General features: G+C 37.8%; 22 protein-coding genes. 15 read left to right on the plus strand and 7 right to left on the minus strand.

All coding sequences use genetic code 11. The features are described 5' to 3' along the window. Positions 1-16 precede the first annotated feature (16 nt). Complete coding sequence (locus TX86_RS06180; protein WP_042347251.1) at positions 17-808, minus strand: 2-keto-4-pentenoate hydratase; 792 nt, start codon at positions 806-808, stop codon at positions 17-19. Positions 809-824: 16 nt separating this feature from the next. After that, on the minus strand, positions 825-1,010 hold the full coding sequence (locus TX86_RS06185) for a tautomerase family protein (RefSeq protein WP_042347254.1): 186 nt from the start codon (positions 1,008-1,010) through the stop codon (positions 825-827). Positions 1,011-1,278: 268 nt separating this feature from the next. On the opposite strand from TX86_RS06185, the gene TX86_RS06190 reads away from it, so the two are divergent. The 8 genes from TX86_RS06190 to TX86_RS06225 all read left to right on the plus strand — a co-directional run bounded on the left by TX86_RS06190 (position 1,279) and on the right by TX86_RS06225 (position 9,427). Next, a complete protein-coding gene (locus tag TX86_RS06190) occupies positions 1,279-2,025 on the plus strand; it encodes an IclR family transcriptional regulator (RefSeq protein ID WP_042347257.1) in 747 nt (248 codons plus the stop codon). Between the two features lie 473 nt (positions 2,026-2,498). After that, a complete protein-coding gene (locus tag TX86_RS06195; protein WP_081707583.1) occupies positions 2,499-3,857 on the plus strand; it encodes an MFS transporter in 1,359 nt (452 codons plus the stop codon). Between the two features lie 154 nt (positions 3,858-4,011). After that, entirely contained in the window at positions 4,012-4,287 is a 276-nt protein-coding gene (locus TX86_RS06200; RefSeq protein ID WP_268258255.1) for an MFS transporter, read from the plus strand. A 271-nt stretch (positions 4,288-4,558) separates the two neighbouring features. Continuing rightward, on the plus strand, positions 4,559-5,116 hold the full coding sequence (locus TX86_RS06205) for a 3-hydroxyanthranilate 3,4-dioxygenase (protein WP_042347262.1): 558 nt from the start codon (positions 4,559-4,561) through the stop codon (positions 5,114-5,116). Positions 5,117-5,140: 24 nt separating this feature from the next. Then, positions 5,141-6,499 (plus strand): MFS transporter, encoded by a 1,359-nt coding sequence (locus tag TX86_RS06210; RefSeq protein ID WP_042347266.1) that lies wholly within the window; start codon positions 5,141-5,143, stop codon positions 6,497-6,499. After that, complete coding sequence (locus TX86_RS06215) at positions 6,496-7,506, plus strand: amidohydrolase family protein (protein ID WP_042347270.1); 1,011 nt, start codon at positions 6,496-6,498, stop codon at positions 7,504-7,506. The genes TX86_RS06210 and TX86_RS06215 overlap by 4 nt, the downstream gene beginning before the upstream one ends. Then, positions 7,503-7,955 (plus strand): RidA family protein, encoded by a 453-nt coding sequence (locus tag TX86_RS06220; RefSeq protein ID WP_042347273.1) that lies wholly within the window; start codon positions 7,503-7,505, stop codon positions 7,953-7,955. Before TX86_RS06215 ends, TX86_RS06220 begins: the two co-directional genes overlap by 4 nt. A 2-nt stretch (positions 7,956-7,957) precedes the next feature. Beyond that, positions 7,958-9,427 carry an aldehyde dehydrogenase gene (locus TX86_RS06225; protein WP_042347275.1) on the plus strand — a complete coding sequence of 490 codons (1,470 nt, stop codon included), beginning with the start codon at positions 7,958-7,960 and terminating at the stop codon, positions 9,425-9,427. Positions 9,428-9,541: 114 nt separating this feature from the next. Here the strand turns inward: TX86_RS06225 and TX86_RS06230 are convergent, their stop codons facing one another. Beyond that, positions 9,542-10,159 (minus strand): TetR/AcrR family transcriptional regulator, encoded by a 618-nt coding sequence (locus tag TX86_RS06230; protein ID WP_042347277.1) that lies wholly within the window; start codon positions 10,157-10,159, stop codon positions 9,542-9,544. Between the two features lie 146 nt (positions 10,160-10,305). Between TX86_RS06230 and kynU the strand changes: the two genes are divergently transcribed. From kynU to TX86_RS06260, 7 genes are all read left to right on the plus strand, one after another. Then, complete coding sequence (kynU, locus tag TX86_RS06235; protein WP_042347278.1) at positions 10,306-11,580, plus strand: kynureninase; 1,275 nt, start codon at positions 10,306-10,308, stop codon at positions 11,578-11,580. A 122-nt stretch (positions 11,581-11,702) separates the two neighbouring features. Further along, positions 11,703-13,091, plus strand: a complete 1,389-nt coding sequence (locus TX86_RS06240; protein WP_042347279.1) for an amino acid permease — start codon at positions 11,703-11,705, stop codon at positions 13,089-13,091. Between the two features lie 16 nt (positions 13,092-13,107). Continuing rightward, positions 13,108-13,947, plus strand: a complete 840-nt coding sequence (kynA, locus tag TX86_RS06245; RefSeq protein WP_042347281.1) for a tryptophan 2,3-dioxygenase — start codon at positions 13,108-13,110, stop codon at positions 13,945-13,947. Positions 13,948-14,060: 113 nt separating this feature from the next. Then, complete coding sequence (gene kynB, locus TX86_RS06250; RefSeq protein WP_042347283.1) at positions 14,061-14,684, plus strand: arylformamidase; 624 nt, start codon at positions 14,061-14,063, stop codon at positions 14,682-14,684. 295 nt (positions 14,685-14,979) lie between these two features. Further along, positions 14,980-15,120, plus strand: coding sequence for a hypothetical protein (locus TX86_RS26960; protein WP_195892868.1), 141 nt, complete (start codon positions 14,980-14,982; stop codon positions 15,118-15,120). A 317-nt stretch (positions 15,121-15,437) separates the two neighbouring features. Next, on the plus strand, positions 15,438-15,893 hold the full coding sequence (locus TX86_RS06255) for a hypothetical protein (RefSeq protein WP_042347286.1): 456 nt from the start codon (positions 15,438-15,440) through the stop codon (positions 15,891-15,893). After that, the gene (locus tag TX86_RS06260; protein ID WP_042347289.1) at positions 15,881-16,174 is read left to right on the plus strand and encodes a DUF2653 family protein; all 294 of its coding nucleotides are present in this window, start codon (positions 15,881-15,883) and stop codon (positions 16,172-16,174) included. Before TX86_RS06255 ends, TX86_RS06260 begins: the two co-directional genes overlap by 13 nt. Before the next feature lie 164 nt (positions 16,175-16,338). Here TX86_RS06260 and TX86_RS06265 read toward each other — a convergent pair whose 3' ends face one another. The 4 genes from TX86_RS06265 to TX86_RS06280 form a co-directional block, all read right to left on the minus strand. Continuing rightward, the gene (locus tag TX86_RS06265) at positions 16,339-16,968 is read right to left on the minus strand and encodes an ABC-2 transporter permease (RefSeq protein WP_042347291.1); all 630 of its coding nucleotides are present in this window, start codon (positions 16,966-16,968) and stop codon (positions 16,339-16,341) included. After that, entirely contained in the window at positions 16,965-17,825 is an 861-nt protein-coding gene (locus TX86_RS06270; RefSeq protein ID WP_042347293.1) for an ABC transporter ATP-binding protein, read from the minus strand. The genes TX86_RS06265 and TX86_RS06270 overlap by 4 nt, the downstream gene beginning before the upstream one ends. A 3-nt stretch (positions 17,826-17,828) precedes the next feature. After that, entirely contained in the window at positions 17,829-18,203 is a 375-nt protein-coding gene (locus TX86_RS06275; protein ID WP_042347295.1) for a GntR family transcriptional regulator, read from the minus strand. A gap of 128 nt (positions 18,204-18,331) precedes the next feature. Beyond that, complete coding sequence (locus tag TX86_RS06280; RefSeq protein ID WP_042347297.1) at positions 18,332-19,279, minus strand: exonuclease domain-containing protein; 948 nt, start codon at positions 19,277-19,279, stop codon at positions 18,332-18,334. Positions 19,280-19,307: the final 28 nt, after the last annotated feature.

A 19,307-nucleotide genomic window follows, 5' to 3' on the forward strand; every position in this document is an offset into this window, starting at 1 on the left:
CTAATCCGAACACGTCTTAACTAATGCTAACTGATACCTCTCCTAACCCTGCGAATCGGGCTGTGAATTGGTCTCCAGGGTTGATGGCGACTGCTGCTGATAGGGCACCTGAAAGGATAATTTCCCCCGCCTTTAATGGAATATCATATTCTGCTAGTTTTACAGCAAGCCATGCAACACAATTGGCAGGATGTCCAAGGACTGCTGCACCAACACCTGTATTCATCAATTTACCATTTTTATATAAACCCATACCTAATTGAGCAAGGTCTATCTCTGAAACTTCAAACTTTTGCTCTCCTAAAACATATAAACCAGAAGAGGCATTATCAGCAACAGTATCTTCAATGGTAATCTTCCAATCTTCGACGCGGCTATCAACAATTTCAAAAGCAGGGACAATATATTCTGTTGCCAAGAGCACATCCAAGGACGTGATATTAGGGCCTGTTAAATCCTTTTTTAGCTTAAAAGCAATTTCTGCTTCAATTTTAGGCTGACAAAGGATACTTGCAGGAATAACGGAACCGTTTTTAAATTCCATACCATTTAGAAGGTGGCCGTAATCAGGTTGGTTTACTCCAAGTAAATTCTGCATGGACTTTGAGGTCAGACCAATTTTCTTTCCTGTAATGATTTGTCCTTCATTTAGCTTTTTCTGGATATTAATCAGTTGGATTTGATAAGCTTCATCAATGGATAAATTAGGATTGTCAGCTGACAGCGGGGATATTCCTTCTCTTTTTTGCTCCGCATTATAGAGAAGATGAGCTAATTCTTCCGTTTTTTTACTAGATTGAACAGTCACTTGAACTCTCTCCTTTTTATCTTTCGCTTTTTAGTTTGGTGCCGATAGCAAAATGATTTGCCGGAACTTCATTTACTATTACACGAACGGATTCAATAGGTGCGCTTAAACTTTCTGAAACCGTCCGGGCCACATTTTTAATACAATTTTCAATCACTTCATTATCCCGGCCTTGCACTAGTGGAGTTTGAACAACTGGCATTTTTTCACCCTAAATCATGGAGAGGAATACAAAAGTATCCCAACATTCGATAATATCGAATGTTGTTCTGAAATATTGGTACTCCTATTATAAAATATACACAATAGGTAAAGTCAATTAATTTTTAGTAAATTCAGAAAATTTATTAATTTCAGGTATAAAGGGTCACTTGATTATGAAAAGAGAGTTTCTTATAATACACTTAAAATAATTTTGATTATTTTGTAATTCGTTCTAATATTTTACTTTTTGAAAGGGTGCATCTACTATGATTGAATCCGTAAAAAAGGCATGCCAAATTATTAGCTGTTTTTCTAATGAAGAACCTGTATTAGGGCTTGGCACAATCGCTGATAAATTAGGGATGCACGCTAGTACTACTCATCATATCGTATCGACTTTGTGTGATGAAGGTGTATTGATGAAAGATCACAAGAAAAAATATAGGCTTGGTTGGAGAGTACTTGAATGGAATAATCATGTGATGTTTCAACAGGATGTATATGAAAAGGCAATGCCTATAGTAAAAGAATTGATTCTTAGATTTAAAGGAACTGTCCATATTGCCATGTTTGACAAAGGGACAGTTGTTTTTGTGTTAAGGGTATCTTCAGAAGAATCTACACCGCTTCAAACTTACATAGGTTCTAGGAAACCATCTTATGCAACTAGCTCTGGAAAAGTCCTATTAGCTTATAATTCTGTTTATTTACAGGAGACGATTAACAGGGGCTTATCACATGAGGGGCCGAATACGATTACGGATATTAACCAGTTGAAAAAGGAGCTTTCTGAAATCCGTAAAAAAGGTTATTCAATCAGTAATAGTGAAAATTCAGATGGCATGTATGGAGTGGCTGCACCAATCTTCTCCTATTCAGGTGAAATTATAGCAGCGGTTAATTTAGTCGGTCCTTCGTCCTATATGCGGGGCAGTAATCGTGATATGATTATTCGCAGTCTAAAAAGCACCGCACAATCTATTTCAAAAGAGTTGGGATATATTGAAATTTAAGAGGTGTTCTGATTAATGTTTGAAGAATTTTTAGGCTGTAAAATGCTTGAAAACTATGAATCTTGAAACTTAGAAAATGATTCCGCGATAGCTGTGCTATTACTGGAAAAGGATTTGTGGAAAAGTTCCTAGATAATATAAACCATTCTATTTTTATCAAATGTAAACCATGGCTGTAGTAAACCATTTTTAAAAAATGGCTGCAGCTATGTTTTTTTTATTACTTTATACCTGAATGTGTGTAATTATAAGGAAAATATTGATTATATGTTAATTGGTTTACAATCCGCTGTTAGATTTACATTTACAATCATGAACCAAGGGTGGACCTATACCATCTTTCGAGGAGGGTGATGAAAATTAGAGAACGGATTTAGGTAACATATCTATTTTACACTAACTGTAAAAGCTCATGGATAGTTAATCAATTTGTACATGTTTGTAAAAGATGTTGTAAGAAAGGGGATCGTAAGATGGATTCATCTTCACAATCTGTTAAACCTAGTACTTCAGGAAGCGAATCTAATTTGCCGAAAAAAAGTCTAGAGGGATATGCCATCCCTAAGGTTACTTTTCTTGTTGTGGGTATATGTTGGTTTGCGATGTTTTCCGAAGGATATGATTTGGCGATTTATGGCGCAGTTCTTCCTGCTATTTTGGATGATCCTGCTTGGAAATTGTCGCCCGCGATGGCCGGATCTATTGCGAGCTATGCCCTTTTTGGAATGTTAATAGGGGCTGTTATTTCAGGTACGATTACGGATATTTTTGGCCGCAAAAAAGTGATGGCACTCTGTATCACCATTTTTTCTATTTCAATGATCATTGCGGCATTAGCACCTACTCCTCAACTGTTTGGAATCATTCGCTTTATTGGAGGTTTAGCATTAGGCGGTGTTATTCCGACAGCATCAGCCTTAACCATTGAGTATTCTCCGATTAAACGAAGGTCTTTGATGTATGCGATTATGTATACTGGCTATGCGATGGGTGGTGTGTTTTCAGCTTTTCTCTCCATTCTTTTCTTGGCAGATCATTCATGGCGGATCATGTTTTGGATTGGTGCGTTACCGATTCTAGCGGTTCCTTTCATTCTTAAATTTTTGCCTGAATCGCTTGAATTTCTCGTCGTGAAAAATAGAGTTTCTGAAGCAGAGCAGATTGCCAATAAATATAATATTTCCATTGAAAACATAAAGGAAGCCGCGAAGAAAGAAAAGATGAAAGTAAAAAGTACATCTAATACGGTTGCAGAACTCTTTAGCAAACAAAACATTCGACCAACCATCTTTTTCTGGATTACATTTTTTATGGGCTTATTTACTATTTACGGATTAACTACATGGTTGCCACAAATGATGAGAAGTGCGGGTTATCCCCTTGGCTCAAGTATTGGATTTTTGTTGATGCTTAATTTTTCAGCGGCGGTGGGGGCTATTTTAGCCGGCGTTGCAGCAGATAAATGGGGATCTAAAAAGGTTATTATTATTTCGTATTTACTAGCGAGTATTTCCATTGCTTTACTAAGTGTAAAAGCATCGATGTTGGTTGTTTATGGTCTTGTTGGAGTTGCAGGATTTGGAACAATTGGAACAACTTTAATCTTAAATGCCTATATTTCTAAATATTTTGATACAAAAATTCGCGCAACCTCTTTAGGGTGGGCCCTTGGATTTGGCAGGATTGGAGCCATATTAGGACCTATTCTAGCTGGCTTGGTCATTAGCTGGAATTTTAACCTTTCGACGAATTTCTATATCTTTGCCCTTGCTGCGGTCATTGCGGCGATAGCCGTCATATTTATCCCAAAAAGTAAACAGGGGGAAGTTTAATAAAACAAACAATAGTAGGAAATGATTAGGGACTGTATTGAACTGTCCCTTTTTATATTTTTTAAGATGCCTAGTTAAGGATGGTGAAAATGGAACAACTGATTAAGAGATTAAAAGAAAATGGATTACTAGAAATCCTCGTCCGAAAAAAGTCATTTGCTTCACTTACTTTTTAGCGGCCTTAAGTATCGCACTGCTTAGTATCAAGTTTAATATTGTCATCATGTATTTGCTGATTGCCGTTGCAGGGGGTGGGACAACCGGAACAACATTTGTTCTTGCAAGCTATGTTATGAAACACTATAATTCTCAAAATCGTGCTACAGCCATCGGAATCTCTTCGGCAATTGGAAGATTTGGTGCTGTAGCCGGACCAATGCTAGTCGGCATCATTCTAAGTATGGGAATGAACTTTAGGTTCAATTTCTAATTGTTTGCCATTATTGCTTCTTTGGTCATTTTATTGGTTCCGTCAAAAAAATAAGCTTAAAAATCAAAAAAGGGTACCAATAATTCCTGAAATAGTTCATAAGAATAGATACAAATTAAATATTTTATAAAAATTCATAAAATTTCATATTATGAAAAAACTTAGTTTTCTTAAAACTGCTTATTCACTATATTTATAGTTAGAAACTGATGAATTTCAAAATTTGAATCTTGAAGTTTACTAGAAAAAACAAAAATGGAGGAATGATAAAATGGCAAAAGCGACTATGACTGATTTGAAAGCGCTTAACTTATTTAAATGGATTGAAGAAAATAAGGAGCAGTTGAGACCGCCTGTAAATAATAAAGTTCTTTGGGAAGATTCCGAGTTTATTTGTATGATTCTTGGCGGACCGAATAGACGCCGTGATTTTCATGTCGATCCTTCTGATGAATTTTTTTACCAAATTAAAGGCGATTGTTATGTTGAAGTTATTAATAACGAAAAGCGTGAAGTTGTAACTGTGAGAGAAGGAGAAGTATTTATGCTTCCAGCAAACGTACCACATTCTCCACACCGTGTTGCAGACACTTATGGTCTAGTTATTGAACGGAAGCGTGCAGAAGGAGAGCTAGAGGATTTCGTTTGGTTCTGTGATAACTGTGATCAAGAAATGCACCGCAAAACAGTTCAATTAACTGATATTGAAACACAAGTAAAAGGAGCCATTCAAGAATTCAACAGCAGTAAAGATCATCGCACTTGCGAAAAATGTGGGCATGTAATGTCCGAAGAAGTAAACGAGTGGATTCCTAAAAACAACCAATAAGAATAAGAAAGAAGGTAGGACATTGTGAAATCCATAAATGCTTCGGAAGTGATGGCAAAAAGTAAATTTAGTCGCATACATTTAACCGTATTTATCTGGTGTGCATTCGGAATCATTTTTGATGGCTACGATTTAAATATGTATGGTGTCGTCCTACCTTCTTTAATGAAGGAATGGAATCTAACGGCAATTCAAGCTGGTATCATAGGTAGCTACGCCTTGCTTGGAATGATGCTTGGTGCATTTTTTTTCGCACCACTTGCAGATAAACTGGGGCGAAAAAAAGTGCTATTGATATGTATTTTGATTTTCAGCATTAGCACCGTGTTGGCTGGATTTTCCTCAGGACCGACACAGTTTTCTATACTTCGATTTATCGCTGGTTTTGGATTAGGTGGTCTTATGCCAAATGTAATTGCTTTAATGACAGAATACTCACCAAAATCTATTCGAGGTGTTTTAGTAGCTACCATGTATTGCGGTTATGCAATTGGCGGTATTTTAGTTTCATTAATGGGAATTTATATCCTTCCTGAATTTGGATGGAGGATTCTGTTTTGGTCAGCTGCGGTTCCTTTAGTTTTTCTACCGTTTTTTGTGAAATTTATGCCAGAGTCAATGAGTTTTTATATCTTAAGAAAGCAAAACGCGAAACTGAGTGATATCTTAAACGAAGTCGACCCTGGGAAAAATTATAAGGAAAGCGATGAGTTTCAATTTGAAGAAGAAAAGGCAAGAGCAAAGGGATTTCCTGTTAAAAAGTTATTTGAAAACAAACGTGCACGAAGTACCTTTATGTTTTGGTTAGCTTGCTTTAGTTGTTTAATCATGGTTTACGGATTGAATACTTGGCTTCCAAAGTTAATGATGCAAGCCGGTTATCCATTAGGATCTAGTTTATCCTTTATGCTGGTACTAAACATTGGTTCCATTATTGGTTCCATCTTTGGCGGCTTACTTGCGGATCGAATTGGTTCGAAGAAAGTATTACTCTGGTTTTTTATAATGGGAGCAATTTGTTTCGTCATGCTTGGATTTAAAACGAATCTTCTTTTTCTCTACATATTAATCTTCGTTGGCGGGGCATGTACAATCGGGACACAAAATATTGCTAACCCTTATATAGCCGAATACTATCCTAAAGAAATGAGATCAACAGGTATTGGCTGGGCGTTAGGGATGGGGAGAATTGGTGCGTTATTAGCACCTACCCTTGGAGGAATCTTGTTATCTAAGAATCTTCCTTTACAGATGAATTTCCTTGCATTCTGTATCCCATGTGTTCTTGGCGTTCTGGCTATATTGTTGATTCAGAATAAATATGGAAGCTTTGATAAGAAAGTTATAGATGAAAAAGATTTTAGTATGGAGGAGAGAGCATGAGAGTAGATTTTCACACACACATTATTCCAGAAAATATTCCGGATTTTGGGGAAAAATTTAGCGGTGAACGGTGGCCAACACTTGAGAAAACTTGTTCGTGCGGCGCTAATATCATGGTCGCAGGAAAGGTATTCCGTGAAGTTACGGACCAGGTATGGAGTCCGGAGAAAAGAATCGAGGATATGGATGCTGAAGGTGTCGATATACAAGTGTTGTCACCAATTCCCGTGACATTCTCCTATTGGGCTGAGCCAGAAGCAGCTGAGGAAATGGCGGTAATTCAAAATGATTTTATCGCCGAAACAGTAAAAAAGTATCCGGACCGCTTTATCGGTCTTGGAACAGTTCCTCTCCAGGATGTAGAGGTTTCGATTCGTGAAATGGATCGCTGCATGCATGAGCTTGGATTAAAAGGAATCGAAATCGGGTCGAATATCAATGGTCAAAATCTCGATGATCCTGCTTTTACGAAGTTTTTTGAGATGGCAGAAAAGTGGGAAGTACCATTGTTTATTCACCCATGGGAAACATTAGGCAGGGAGCGGATGCCACGCCATAATTTCATGTACACTGTCGGCATGCCGAGTGAAACGGCTCTTGCTGCGGCGAGCTTAATTAATGGTGGTGTTATGGAGAAGTTCCCGAATCTAAAGGTTTGTTTCGCGCATGGAGGCGGATCGTTCCCGTATATTCTGCCACGGCTCGATCAAGGCTGGAAGGTGTGGCCGCATCTACGACAAACGAGTATGCCGCCAAGTCATTATGCGAAAAACTTCTACTTTGATTCCTTGAACTATGATCCATTAAACATAAAGTATTTAGTCGATCGATTTGGCTATGAAAAAATTCTTATGGGCTCAGATTATCCGTTTTTACTGCGCGAAATCCCGCCTGGAAACGTAATAGATGAAACAGTGGCCCTGACGGAAGAACAGAAACAAGCGATTTTGGGCAAAAACGCATTGGAATTCTTAAATGTGAAAATAAAGGAGGAAAACAAACGATGAGGAAACCAGAGGGAAAGTTAGCGGAATTAGGCCTTGAGTTACCTGCATTGCGCCCTGCACATGGTGGCTATGTTGGCTGTGTGCGCACAGGTAATTTGTTGTTTACCTCCGGTCAAGGAGTGGACCAATTCCATGGGAAACTCGGGAGGGACTTAACTGTTGAAGAAGGGTATTTGGCTGCCCAGCAGTCGATGCTGAATCTATTAAGTGTCGTGAAAAATGAAATTGGCGAACTTAGTAAGGTCAAGCAGTTCGTCAAAGTTCTTGGTATGGTCAATAGCACAGAAGAGTTTACTGACCAACCTAAGGTCATGAACGGCGCATCTGACTTAATTTTGAAGGTGTTTGGCGAAAAAGGGAAGCACGCCCGTTCAGCAGTTGGTATGGCACAATTGCCAAATAATACAGCTATAGAAATTGAAATGATTATTGAGATAGAGGAGGAGTAAATATGCCAGAAGGATTAACTGCAAAAAATATCATTATACAAGATGCCAAACTTTTTATAGATGGAGAATACCGAGATGCTCTTTCAGGGGAAACATTTGATTCCTATAACCCGGCGACAAATATAAAGCATGCTTCAGTTGCCAATGGTGGAGTAGAGGATGCCAAACTTGCCATCGATGTGGCTCATCGCACGTTTGCGAGCGGAGTTTGGAGCAATATGCCTGTTGAAGAACGATCCAAGATTCTTTGCAGAATCGCCGATTTGATTTTGGATAATGTCGATCATCTGGCCCTCGTTGAAACGCTAGATGTAGGAAAACCGATTAAGGAAAGCCGAGGATTCGATATTCCGCGCGCTGCGTCAAATTTCCGCTTTTTTGCGGAAATGGCGAAATATATGGTTCATGAACATTATGATATGAGCGGTCATATGTCTTATGTACAATATGCGCCAGCGGGTGTGACCAGTCTAATCATCCCTTGGAATTTGCCGTTTATGCAAATGACTTGGAAAGCTTCTGCTGCATTGGCGGCAGGAAATACAGTCGTGATTAAACCAGCATCCTACACACCATTAAGTGCGGTGTTGCTTGGAGAGATTGCCAATGAAGCGGGACTGCCTCCTGGTGTGTTGAATATCCTCACAGGCCCGGGAAGTACTGTCGGAACGGCGATGTCAACACATCCATCGGTACGAAGAATTTCATTTGTTGGAGAATCCAATACAGGAAAAACAGTGATGCGCAATGCTGCAGAAAGCTTAATACCTGTTTCATTGGAGCTCGGAGGTAAATCGGCTAATATCGTCTTTGAAGATGCGGACTTGGATGAAGCGGTTACGGGCTCGATTGAAGCAATTTTCCGTAACCAGGGTGAAATTTGTTTAGCTGGTTCGCGCATCCTTGTTCAAGAAAAGATATATGACCAATTTTTAGATAAATATGTTGCTGCTGTGAAGAATATTAAAGTAGGTGATCCGACAGACGAGTCTACAGATATGGGAGCGCTCGTGTCGGAAGGGCATTTACAATCGGTTGATGAATACGTACAAATCGGACTAGCAGAGGGAGCCAAGCTTGCTCATGGCGGTAAGCGCGTTGCCGAACTTAAAGATGGAAACTTTTATGAGCCTACAGTTCTCTATGATGCTAATAATAAAATGAGAGTTGCTCAGGAAGAAATCTTCGGACCTGTTCCGGTGATTATTCCATTTAAAACAGAAGAAGAAGCCATCCAAATTGCTAATGATTCTATCTATGGCCTTGCAGGTGTTGTTTGGACAAATGATTTAAGACGCGGTAATCGTGTGACCTCACAAATTCATTCTGGTTTATTATGGGTTAACTGCTGGTATGTTCGAGACTTAAGAACACCATTTGGTGGTGCAAAAGCAAGTGGAATTGGGCGTGAAGGCGGGCGTCACAGCTTTGATTTTTATACTGAAGCAAAGACTATTACATTAAAAAAATAACAAAAAAGCGGTTTTATCAATGAAAATTTTTAAAGTCCCAAGAAAAAGGTTTTCTTGGGACCTTATTAGTAAGTATTAATTATAAAAAAAGCGGTCATTTTTTGCCCGGCTTTCCTACTGATAAAGTCCTTCCGTATAGACAGCGGTCATTGTTTTTGCGATTTCCTTGACGGATCCTTGGTGCTCGTTCCGGACGATTTCCCATAGATACATTTCGTTCGTATAGAACCAGCCCCTAGCAACAAGCGTGCGGTTTAGTTCGGCTCTAGCCAGTCCATTTTTTTGGGCGAATGCGATGTCTTGGGAAATTCGCTGGATAAATTTTTCACGGATTGCTTTCCATTTCGCTGAAATCGATGATGATATTCCTATAGCTTGTTCAAACAATTGCATCATACTTCGTTCGGTTTCGGCCATTTTTAAAAAAGCAGTCGCTTGTGAAAGGATGATTTGCGACGCTTCTTCCTTTGAATTTGGAGAAAATGAAACCTCGGCAATGTCATAGAATCTTTCCATGACATCATCCATTAACACCATTAAAATTTCTTCTTTCCCTTCAAAATGAACATAAGCTGTTCCATAGCCAATTCCTGCTTTTTTAATCATTTGCGAAATCGTTGCTTTTTGAAAGCCTTCTTCTAAAAAAACGTCCCTCGCAGCCTCAAGTAGTTTTTGCTTTGTCTTTATGGAACGTAAATGGCGTTTGTCGACCACATCAAGTTTATCCTTCATAGCCCTATCCTCCTGTATCTCTACTATAAAGAATATCTGAATATTAGTATGGTAGCAACGTTTGGGATTTTCTGGATTAAAATATTGACATTATGTCATATTTGTTGTTATATTTTTTTAAAGTAATACAAAGGGGGAATATCATAATGAAGGAACCAACTTTAGAATATGCTAGGAAACTGGACAAAGGGGACTCATTAAGTAGGTTTCGTGAAGAATTCTATCTCAAGCCGGCTACTATTTATATGGATGGAAATTCATTGGGCCTTCTTTCGAAACGGGCTGAACGGACCTTGCTTGAATCGCTACTAGATTGGAAGGAGCATGGTATCGACGGCTGGACAAAGGGGAAACATCCATGGTTTGATCTTTCTAATAGATTAGCAGGATTGTTAGCACCGCTCGTAGGAGCATCAGCTGAAGAGGCAATTGTAAGCGGTTCCACAACAGTGAATCTCCACCAGTTAGTAGCGACGTTTTATAAGCCTCAAGGAAAACGGACAAAAATTTTAGCTGATGAACTGAATTTTCCTACAGATATTTATGCGCTAAAAAGCCAGCTCCGCATTCACGGATACGATCCAGAAGAGCATTTGATTCGTGTAAAAAGCAGGGATGGTCGTGTCATTGAAGAGGAGGATATAATAGAAGCTATGACTGATGAGGTGGCTTTAGTTGTTCTACCGACGGTCCAGTATCGCAGCGGGCAAATTCTGGATATGAAACGTTTAACCGAGGAGGCTCATAAACGTGGCATTTTAATTGGTTTTGACGGCTGCCATTCCGTCGGGGTGATTCCACATGCTTTTTCTGAATGGAAGGTAGACTTTGCGTATTGGTGCAATTACAAATACTTGAACGGTGGGCCGGGAAGTGTAGGCGGGCTCTATGTAAACCGGGCACATTTTGGTGCAAATCCTGGTTTGGCCGGATGGTTTGGTTCTCGCAAGGATAAACAGTTTGATTTGGAGCATACCTTTACGGCTGCAGAAACTGCTGGGGCCTATCAAATCGGCACACCGCATGTGTTAAGCATGGCACCGCTCCTTGGTTCTTTAGAAATTTTTGAAGAAGCAGGGATTGAAAATATTCGAAAAAAATCGCTGGAGATTAATCAGTATTTCATGGAATTGATTGAAGTTGAGTTAGCGGATTTTGGTTTTGAAATAGGCAATCCACGTGACAATGCACGCCGTGGTGGACATGTCTGCCTTGAACATCCGGAAGCAATTCGTATTTGTAAGTCATTAAAAGAAAACGGTATTATTCCGGATTTTCGTGCACCGAACGTCATACGTCTTGCCCCGATTGCGCTTTATACTTCTTACGAAGATGTTTGGAACGTGGTGCGAATTTTGAAAGAGATTATGGTTGAAAAACAATATGAGAAGTTTGCGAATGAGCGGGAAGTTGTAGCTTAAATAGAATTCGCGGATAAGGGGTTCAAATCCACTGATAAGTAGCCCCGACCCGCGGGTAAAATGTATTATAATTTAAAATTAATTTTCCGAAAAATGTTTCAATAAAGGAAAGGTGGGGACATATGGAGAATAAGGTGGAAAAGGGACTAAAACGGGAACTTAAAACAAAGCAGCTGACGATGATTGCAATGGGGTGTGCTATTGGAACCGGGCTGTTCCTCGGTAGCGGTCTTGCCATTAGTACAGCAGGGCCGGGAGTTCTGATTAGTTATGCGGTTGGAGCGTTTATTATCCTCTTGCTCATGGGATGTTTGGCGGAAATGACAGTTGCTCACCCTACAACAGGGGCGTTTGGACTAATTGCTGAAAGATACATTCACCCGTTGGCTGGGTACCTCGTCCGCTACTCGTACTGGATTGCCAACGTATTGGCCGTAGGAGTTGAAGTGAGCGCCATTGCCGTCTATATGAAATATTGGTTCCCAACCGTTCCAGGAATGGTCTGGATTGTGTTGTTTGGAGTGGTGCTTATTTATGTGAATGCTACCAGCGTAAACACCTTTGCTACGTTTGAATACTGGTTTTCAATGATTAAAATAAGTGCGATTGTCGGCTTTATTTTACTAGGTGCTTATATCTTATTTGGATCTTCCGGTGCTTCTCACATTGGTCCTGAAAATTTCACAAATGATGGAGGATTTCTGCCGTTTGGCTTAAAAGGGGTTTGGATTGCTATCTTTATTTCGCTATTTAGCTTTCTAGGAACCGAACTGGTTGCTGTTACCGCTGGCGAAGCGAAGGATCCTGACGTAGCTGTGCCAAAAGCGTTGAAGGCAACTGTTTTCCGTCTTTCCACCTTTTATGTCTTGGCGCTCGCCATCATGCTGATGATCGTCCCATGGAAACAGGCAGGTATCGATAAAAGTCCATTTGTAAAGGTTATGGAAATATTAAACATCCCCGGTGCCTCTGGAATTATGAATTTTATTATTTTAACTGCGGCTTTATCGGCGATGAATAGCCAATTGTATGCTTCGACCAGAATGGTGTTTTCTTTATCGAAAGCAAAATTTGCACCTGCAGTTTTTGGAAAGGTAAGTAACAAGGGAGTTCCACTATTCGCCCTTTCCGTTTCTGCCCTAGGAATTATTGTCGCAGCGGTAGTCAGTGCCATGTTCCCGGAAACCTCTTATGCCTTCATGATGGGTATTTCTATGTTCGGTGCTGTCTTTACATGGTTAATGGTGTTTATTTCGCATTTGTTTTTTCGAAAAATGTGGGAGAAATCAGGGGGGCGCAAGCTGCCGGTGAAAATGATTGGTTTTCCTTATTTGACTGTTCTTGGTGCTGTTCTGTTAGTGAGTCTGATGATTACGACTTGGTTTACACCGTTTAAAATTTTGCTTCAGTTCGGTATTCCATGGTTGGTATTTTTAACAGTCGTTTATTTCTTTTTTCATAAAAAGAGAGTGGACACAGCTTCTAAGCAAGACATGATCATGAAAGATTGATTAGGGGGTCTTTAAAGTGGAAAACTTAGAGAATAAAAACTTTGAAAAAGGCATTCAATTAGACTTTAAAAAAGAAATGTCTTATGGTGATTATCTTCGCCTTGATCAACTTTTGTCAAGCCAGCACCGGCTTTCGGACCACCATGATGAAATGTTATTTATCATTATTCATCAAACGAGCGAGTTGTGGATGAAGCTGATTTTGCATGAACTGAAGGCGGCTATCGCCTGTATCCGCCAAAATGACTTAGAACCTTCGTTTAAAATGCTGTCGCGAGTATCTAGGATTCAGCAGCAGTTGATCCAGTCATGGAGTGTTCTCTCAACGCTAACGCCGTCCGAGTATATGCAATTCCGTGATAAATTGGGCCATTCCTCAGGGTTTCAATCCTATCAAAATCGTTTGATTGAGTTTGCCCTTGGCAATAAGAATGCTCGTACTCTAGCAGTTTATCAGCATCAGACAGAATTATATCCATTGATGGTGGAGGCTTTAAATGAACCGAGCATATATGATGCAGCGATATTTGCTCTTGCGGCTCATGGACTAGAGATCGATGAAAAAGTGCTGAACCGCGATTGGTCGCAAAACTATGAATTGAATCCAAGTATCGAAGAGGCATGGTTGAAGGTGTACCGCAATCCGAAGCAATATTGGGATTTATATGAGCTGGCAGAGAAGCTAGTGGATATCGGCAACCAGCAGCAACTTTGGCGTTTTAATCATATGACGACAGTAGAAAGAATTATTGGTCATAAAATGGGAACAGGCGGTTCATCGGGAGTTACCTATTTAAAAAGAATACTAGATCAACAATTTTTCCCTGAGCTGTTGAGTTTACGGACGAAACTATAGGAAGATGTGCTTGGCTTTCGTGGGAGCTTATTCTTATTGGAAACAGTTTTCGAGAAAATGGAGTAGGTTTTGTCCCCAATAAAACACAAAATGATAAAAGGGAGGTTTTCTGCATGAATCCTTGGATTGATATTTCACAGCCGCTGGATAATTGCATTGCTGTTTGGCCGGGAGATACCTCTTTTAGTTACAAAGTCAATTGGAGTAAAGAGGAAAGTGGTTCAGTCAATGTAGGGAAAATTACGATGAGCACCCACACTGGAACTCATATTGATGCCCCGTTTCATTTTGATGATGATGGAAAGAAAGTTATTGAACTTGATATCAATTTATATATTGGTAGGGCACGTGTCATTCATTTGCCGAAACCGTCATCAATTGGAATAAAGGAGTTATCCAGATTTGAGCTAGACGGAGTCACCCGCTTATTAATACGAACAGATGCATGGACGAATAGAAGTGTGTTTCCAACAGAGATTCCCGAAATTGAACCTGAGTTAGCGTCTTATCTTGAAAAAAGAGGCGTTTACCTGCTTGGTCTCGACTTACCATCCGTAGATCCTATTGATAGCAAAGAACTTATGGCACACCATGAACTAACCCGTCATGGAATTCACATTCTGGAAGGGTTGGTATTAGATCATATTGATTCGGGCGACTATGAATTAGCAGCACTCCCGCTTTCACTTATGGAAGCAGACGGGAGCCCAGTCCGTGCGGTGGTGCGAAGAGTGTAGATGTTGTTTGTTGCATAGGGTATAAAAGAGGATGAACTCCAATTCTAAAAACGGATTTAAACTTTGAAGTGCAAAACTTAAAGAATTGTGGAAATAACAATTCTAATTCTCATAAAAAACACCGAGAATTCTACGGTGTTTTTTTTATGTATTATTAATTCTTATTCATGACTGTTATCAATCTAATTAGTTAGAAAACTAAAAATTACAAAAAAGCTTATTGACAGAATTGTGACTCTGTTATATATTGTGTATAAGTTAAATAATTTGTTATATAACAGAGGGGGAATTGGAAATGGAAATGTATCGTCAAGCTTATGAATATTACACTGCTACTTGTGAAAGTTATGGAATGGAATCGGTGAATTTTTATCACTTTATCAATCACTTAACAGAAGAACAAATTAAAGAATATAGTCAAAGAGCGGCATCATAATAGTAATTAGCAAATCTTAGTATGACATTGTAATAGAGATATAGTAAAGGACGTGATTATTATTACAGATCTCATAGCCGAAGCCGAAGTCAAATAGAAGCCCTACCCGTTATGTATGTAAACAGGTAGGGTTTAATTATGTTTATCAAACCTTCGCTATGAATAATAAGATTTGCTAATTAAGGAGATTATGTTCGTTCACATTTTAGACACAAAAATTTGAAACCATCTACTTACTGAATCGTATACATAGATGTTAGGATAATAATACTATTATTCTAATAAACATATAATACGAAAGATGAGGGAACAAATTAATGAAGAAGTTATTAGTAGCATTTTTAACGCTAGCGTTAGCGTTTACACCTGTAGGTGGATTAGTGTTCCAAGATCATGATAACTATGTGAGCGCAAAATCCTACAAATCAGGTAAAAAGGGATTCAGTGGTGGAAGCAGTAACACATCAAAATTCTCAAATACTAAAAAAGATAATACACAGAATAGTAATATAACAAATAAACAAAAAAATGATACAAAAAGTAATACAGCTACAAACAAAAGTAAAGGCGGCTTTATGAAAGGTATGCTATTTGGTGGACTAGCTGGTCTATTACTAGGTGGATTAATTAGTAATATGGGTCCATTAGGTGCAGTTCTTGGTTTACTAGTAAACGTACTTGCTGTTGTAGTAGTGATTGTATTAATCCGCAAGATTTATGTTATGTTTAAAAACAAGCGTAAAGAACAGGAACAACAAACATGGAGAAACTAATCATTCCAGAACAAGATATTATTAATTCTGTTTGCCTATACATGGCTGATAAAAAAAGAATGGCACCAGAAGAAATAGAAGTAGAATTAATGTTTGATGATGAGGAGTACGGCTTCTCAGCGGAGATTTTTTTTAGTGGACGCAATCAAATTTTAACTCACAGAGATTTAATTGAAGCGATTCGTTTTTGGTTAGAGCACCAATTAAATCGTAATCCGTATTCAGGAATCGAGCTAGTGCTTGATGATGAAGAGGGGATTATTGCTTACGTGCAGCAGTAAATAGAACTATCAATAAAAATATTAGGTGACTGAAGAGGTTGTAAAATTAACTTTCTTTAGTCACCTTTTTTATAGTCGTTTAGATAACTATTTTTAAGGTAGAGTAAAAAAGCCCCGGGGATGGAATCCTGGGGCTTAAGGATATTGCTATGGAGATATTCCTTTTATAAATCCTTCCCCATAAACAACTTATAAGAGATATAGAATGAAACAAATAATATCATTCCTATCAAAATAGGTGAAATCTTGAGCAATATTAATAAGTCTGCATCAGTTGGCATTGGGATACCTGATTTAGCTAATAAAATTATGATTAATGTTGGGACCAAGAATACTACTAACATCATAATTCTACTTTTTTCAATACCAAATTTATAAATTAATGGTAGTAGAACAGATATAAAAACAATTCCGATTGCAAAGAGAGAATAGGCTACAATAAGTTGAGTTTTTACATCAAATGTAGCAGAATCTTTAAACATAGTAATGATATATCCAATTAGAAGGGATAGTATAGCGCCAGTACCGATAAATCCAATAGACAGTAAGTATTTACTAAATACGATATCTTTTCTTGAGATAGGTAGAGATAATGCGAATAAATCCCAATTGGAGTGTTGATCATATGAAAATGATGTGATAGGAATCATCGCGAAAAACATCGTAATCATGCCTGAAAGTAAGTTAAGGTCATCCATTGAAAATGAAATAAATGAATATAATATAATAAATAGGGCAAGCGTTCTAAAATATTTACGTAAATTCAACATATCCTTCAAAAGTAAGCTTTTCATTGTTTTTCACCTCTTACATAGTACAGCATTATATCTTCAATATTTGCTGAATCAATTATAAAATTCGGATATTTCAATGCAATTGCTTTTCTATTTTGAACTAATATTTCATAGCCAAATTCACTTTTCCGATAGCCGATTATATCGGAAGAATCTATGTTTTGAAAATCATGAATTCCACATTTCAGAACGCCATATTCATAAATGAGTTCGTCTTTTGATTTGCTAAATATTATTTTTCCATCATTAATAAAAGTGATATAATCTGCGATTTTTTCTAAATCGGTTGTAATATGCGAAGATAAAATGATGGAATGTTCCTCATCTTGAATAAAATCTAGGAATACATCTAGTATTTCATTTCTGATAACGGGATCCAATCCGCTAGTTGCTTCATCTAAAATTAAAATTTTAGGATGGTGTGAAAGGGCAGTCGCTATAGATAATTTCATTTTCATACCTTTAGAGAATTCTTTTATCATTTTATGACTTGGTAAATTAAACTTCATTAAATAGCTATTAAATAATGGATCATCCCAATTGTGGAAAACCTTTCTCATTAATTTTGCAATATCTTTCGTAGTTAATTCATTGTAAAAATAGCTTTCTTCAAAAACAACCGCTATGTCCTCTTTAATTTGTTTCTCATGTTTAATGTGATCCATTCCGAATAATGTAATGTTGCCACTGTCTTTTTTTATTAAGTTAAGTATCATTTTTAAAGTCGTTGTTTTACCTGCACCATTTTCACCAATGAAACCCATAATACTTCCTTTTGGAACTTGAAAGCTAACGTTTTGAAGTTTGAAATTGCCATAGTCTTTACTAATGTTTTCTACATTTACGATTGCATCCATCGTTTACTCCTCCTTATAAATGAATGTTAACGTTTCTATTAATTCCTCAAGGGAAATATCACTACTTTTAGCAACATCAGCCGTTTTTTGTAAATAATCTTCTATAATGCGTAGCTGCTCCTCTTTAATGAATTCAATATTCTTACCCGCAACAAAGCTTCCTTTCCCTTTGACTGTTTCAATAAATCCATCTCGCTCTAAATCTGCATAAGCTCTTTTGGTCGTAATGACACTAACTCTTAATTCTTTGGCAATTAAGCGGATGGAAGGGAGAGCTTCTCCTTCTTTCAAAACGCCATTCATAATCATTGTTTTGATTTGTGAAGATATTTGCTCGTAAATGGGTTTATCACTAGAGTTACTAATAATGATATCCATTAAATCACCTCTCATGTATACTGTGTATACCTTATATATACAGTATCACATTATACTTTTTAGCTGTCAATTGTTTTCTGAAAAAATAAAGAAGCTGTCAAGATTATTTGACAGCCTTAATCACTCTCTTATTTATCCTTCAATAGTTCTAAAAAAACCTCTTCAGAAATAATGTTAATATTTGCACCTGCATGAATTAAATCAATTGCTTTTGTTTCTTTCGTACTCATTCCATTTGGTCCGACAATTTTTTGATCTTGAATTCCGACTACTACATAATCCGTTTTCTTACTTACACCTGATTTTACGTGTGCACCTAAATCAATAATGCTTTGCATGGCTTCTTTTCGATCGATTGTTTGTAGTTCACCAGTGAAGACGAAATTTTTTCCAAATAGCGGATGACCTTCGTCAAATTCCTGTGTAGTAGGTGCTAAATCAGATATTTTAATGCTTGGTGCAAATGAACGTGGAGCCACTTTTTTTGTCGGATAGCTTTGAACTACTTTTAGCTCTGTGAATAACTTAATAGGAAGACTCTTATACGTTTGGCAAAATGATTGTAATGATTTTCTGTTTTGGGTTTGAATGCTCTTTATTACTAAATCTGCACAAGCTCTAGCATCATCTAGAGCATTATGATGATTGAGTAATGAAATTTGAAAGTGCTCACAGCGAGCTTTTAATGATTGTCCAACTTTCAATCCTTTTGTTGCCCGATTGCTTATGGGAATACTGCAAATATAGGTGAAGTTAGGGCAATCAATGTTATAAGTTTCTAAGCAAGCTTTTAACACACTCATATCAAAATAAGCATTGTGTGCAATGATGATATTGTCTTCGAAGTATTGCCCGATTTCCTTCCACACTTCATCAAATTTTCTTTCCTGTTTCACATCTTCTGGCTTAATACCGTGTACTTCAATGTTCTTAGGATGAAAATAAAGCGAAGGTGGGTGAATCAAAAAATATTTCTCATCAATAATTTCATTATTTTCAACAAAAACCATACCAAGTGAGCAAGCACTATTATAATTTTTATTTGCTGTTTCAAAGTCAATGGCTATAAAGTCCATAAGAATCACCTTCATTAATTAAAATTAT

This window comes from Bacillus massiliigorillae (genome assembly GCF_000380245.2).
In the GTDB taxonomy this organism is placed as follows: Bacteria; Bacillota; Bacilli; order Bacillales; family DSM-1321; genus Bacillus_AD; species Bacillus_AD massiliigorillae.

What these genes read in the sequence shown, in the direction of transcription:
- TX86_RS06270 (WP_042347293.1), bottom strand. Translation starts at nt 17,825, where the DNA reads ATGGATGCAATCGTAAATGTAGAAAACATTAGTAAAGACTATGGCAAT.
- TX86_RS06240 (WP_042347279.1), top strand. Translation starts at nt 11,703, where the DNA reads ATGGAGAATAAGGTGGAAAAGGGACTAAAACGGGAACTTAAAACAAAG.
- TX86_RS06255 (WP_042347286.1), top strand. Translation starts at nt 15,438, where the DNA reads ATGAAGAAGTTATTAGTAGCATTTTTAACGCTAGCGTTAGCGTTTACA.
- TX86_RS06220 (WP_042347273.1), top strand. Translation starts at nt 7,503, where the DNA reads ATGAGGAAACCAGAGGGAAAGTTAGCGGAATTAGGCCTTGAGTTACCT.
- TX86_RS06230 (WP_042347277.1), bottom strand. Translation starts at nt 10,159, where the DNA reads ATGAAGGATAAACTTGATGTGGTCGACAAACGCCATTTACGTTCCATA.
- TX86_RS26960 (WP_195892868.1), top strand. Translation starts at nt 14,980, where the DNA reads ATGGAAATGTATCGTCAAGCTTATGAATATTACACTGCTACTTGTGAA.
- TX86_RS06215 (WP_042347270.1), top strand. Translation starts at nt 6,496, where the DNA reads ATGAGAGTAGATTTTCACACACACATTATTCCAGAAAATATTCCGGAT.
- TX86_RS06190 (WP_042347257.1), top strand. Translation starts at nt 1,279, where the DNA reads ATGATTGAATCCGTAAAAAAGGCATGCCAAATTATTAGCTGTTTTTCT.
- TX86_RS06195 (WP_081707583.1), top strand. Translation starts at nt 2,499, where the DNA reads ATGGATTCATCTTCACAATCTGTTAAACCTAGTACTTCAGGAAGCGAA.
- TX86_RS06185 (WP_042347254.1), bottom strand. Translation starts at nt 1,010, where the DNA reads ATGCCAGTTGTTCAAACTCCACTAGTGCAAGGCCGGGATAATGAAGTG.
- TX86_RS06205 (WP_042347262.1), top strand. Translation starts at nt 4,559, where the DNA reads ATGGCAAAAGCGACTATGACTGATTTGAAAGCGCTTAACTTATTTAAA.
- TX86_RS06265 (WP_042347291.1), bottom strand. Translation starts at nt 16,968, where the DNA reads ATGAAAAGCTTACTTTTGAAGGATATGTTGAATTTACGTAAATATTTT.
- TX86_RS06275 (WP_042347295.1), bottom strand. Translation starts at nt 18,203, where the DNA reads ATGGATATCATTATTAGTAACTCTAGTGATAAACCCATTTACGAGCAA.
- TX86_RS06280 (WP_042347297.1), bottom strand. Translation starts at nt 19,279, where the DNA reads ATGGACTTTATAGCCATTGACTTTGAAACAGCAAATAAAAATTATAAT.
- TX86_RS06260 (WP_042347289.1), top strand. Translation starts at nt 15,881, where the DNA reads ATGGAGAAACTAATCATTCCAGAACAAGATATTATTAATTCTGTTTGC.
- kynB (WP_042347283.1), top strand. Translation starts at nt 14,061, where the DNA reads ATGAATCCTTGGATTGATATTTCACAGCCGCTGGATAATTGCATTGCT.
- TX86_RS06225 (WP_042347275.1), top strand. Translation starts at nt 7,958, where the DNA reads ATGCCAGAAGGATTAACTGCAAAAAATATCATTATACAAGATGCCAAA.
- kynU (WP_042347278.1), top strand. Translation starts at nt 10,306, where the DNA reads ATGAAGGAACCAACTTTAGAATATGCTAGGAAACTGGACAAAGGGGAC.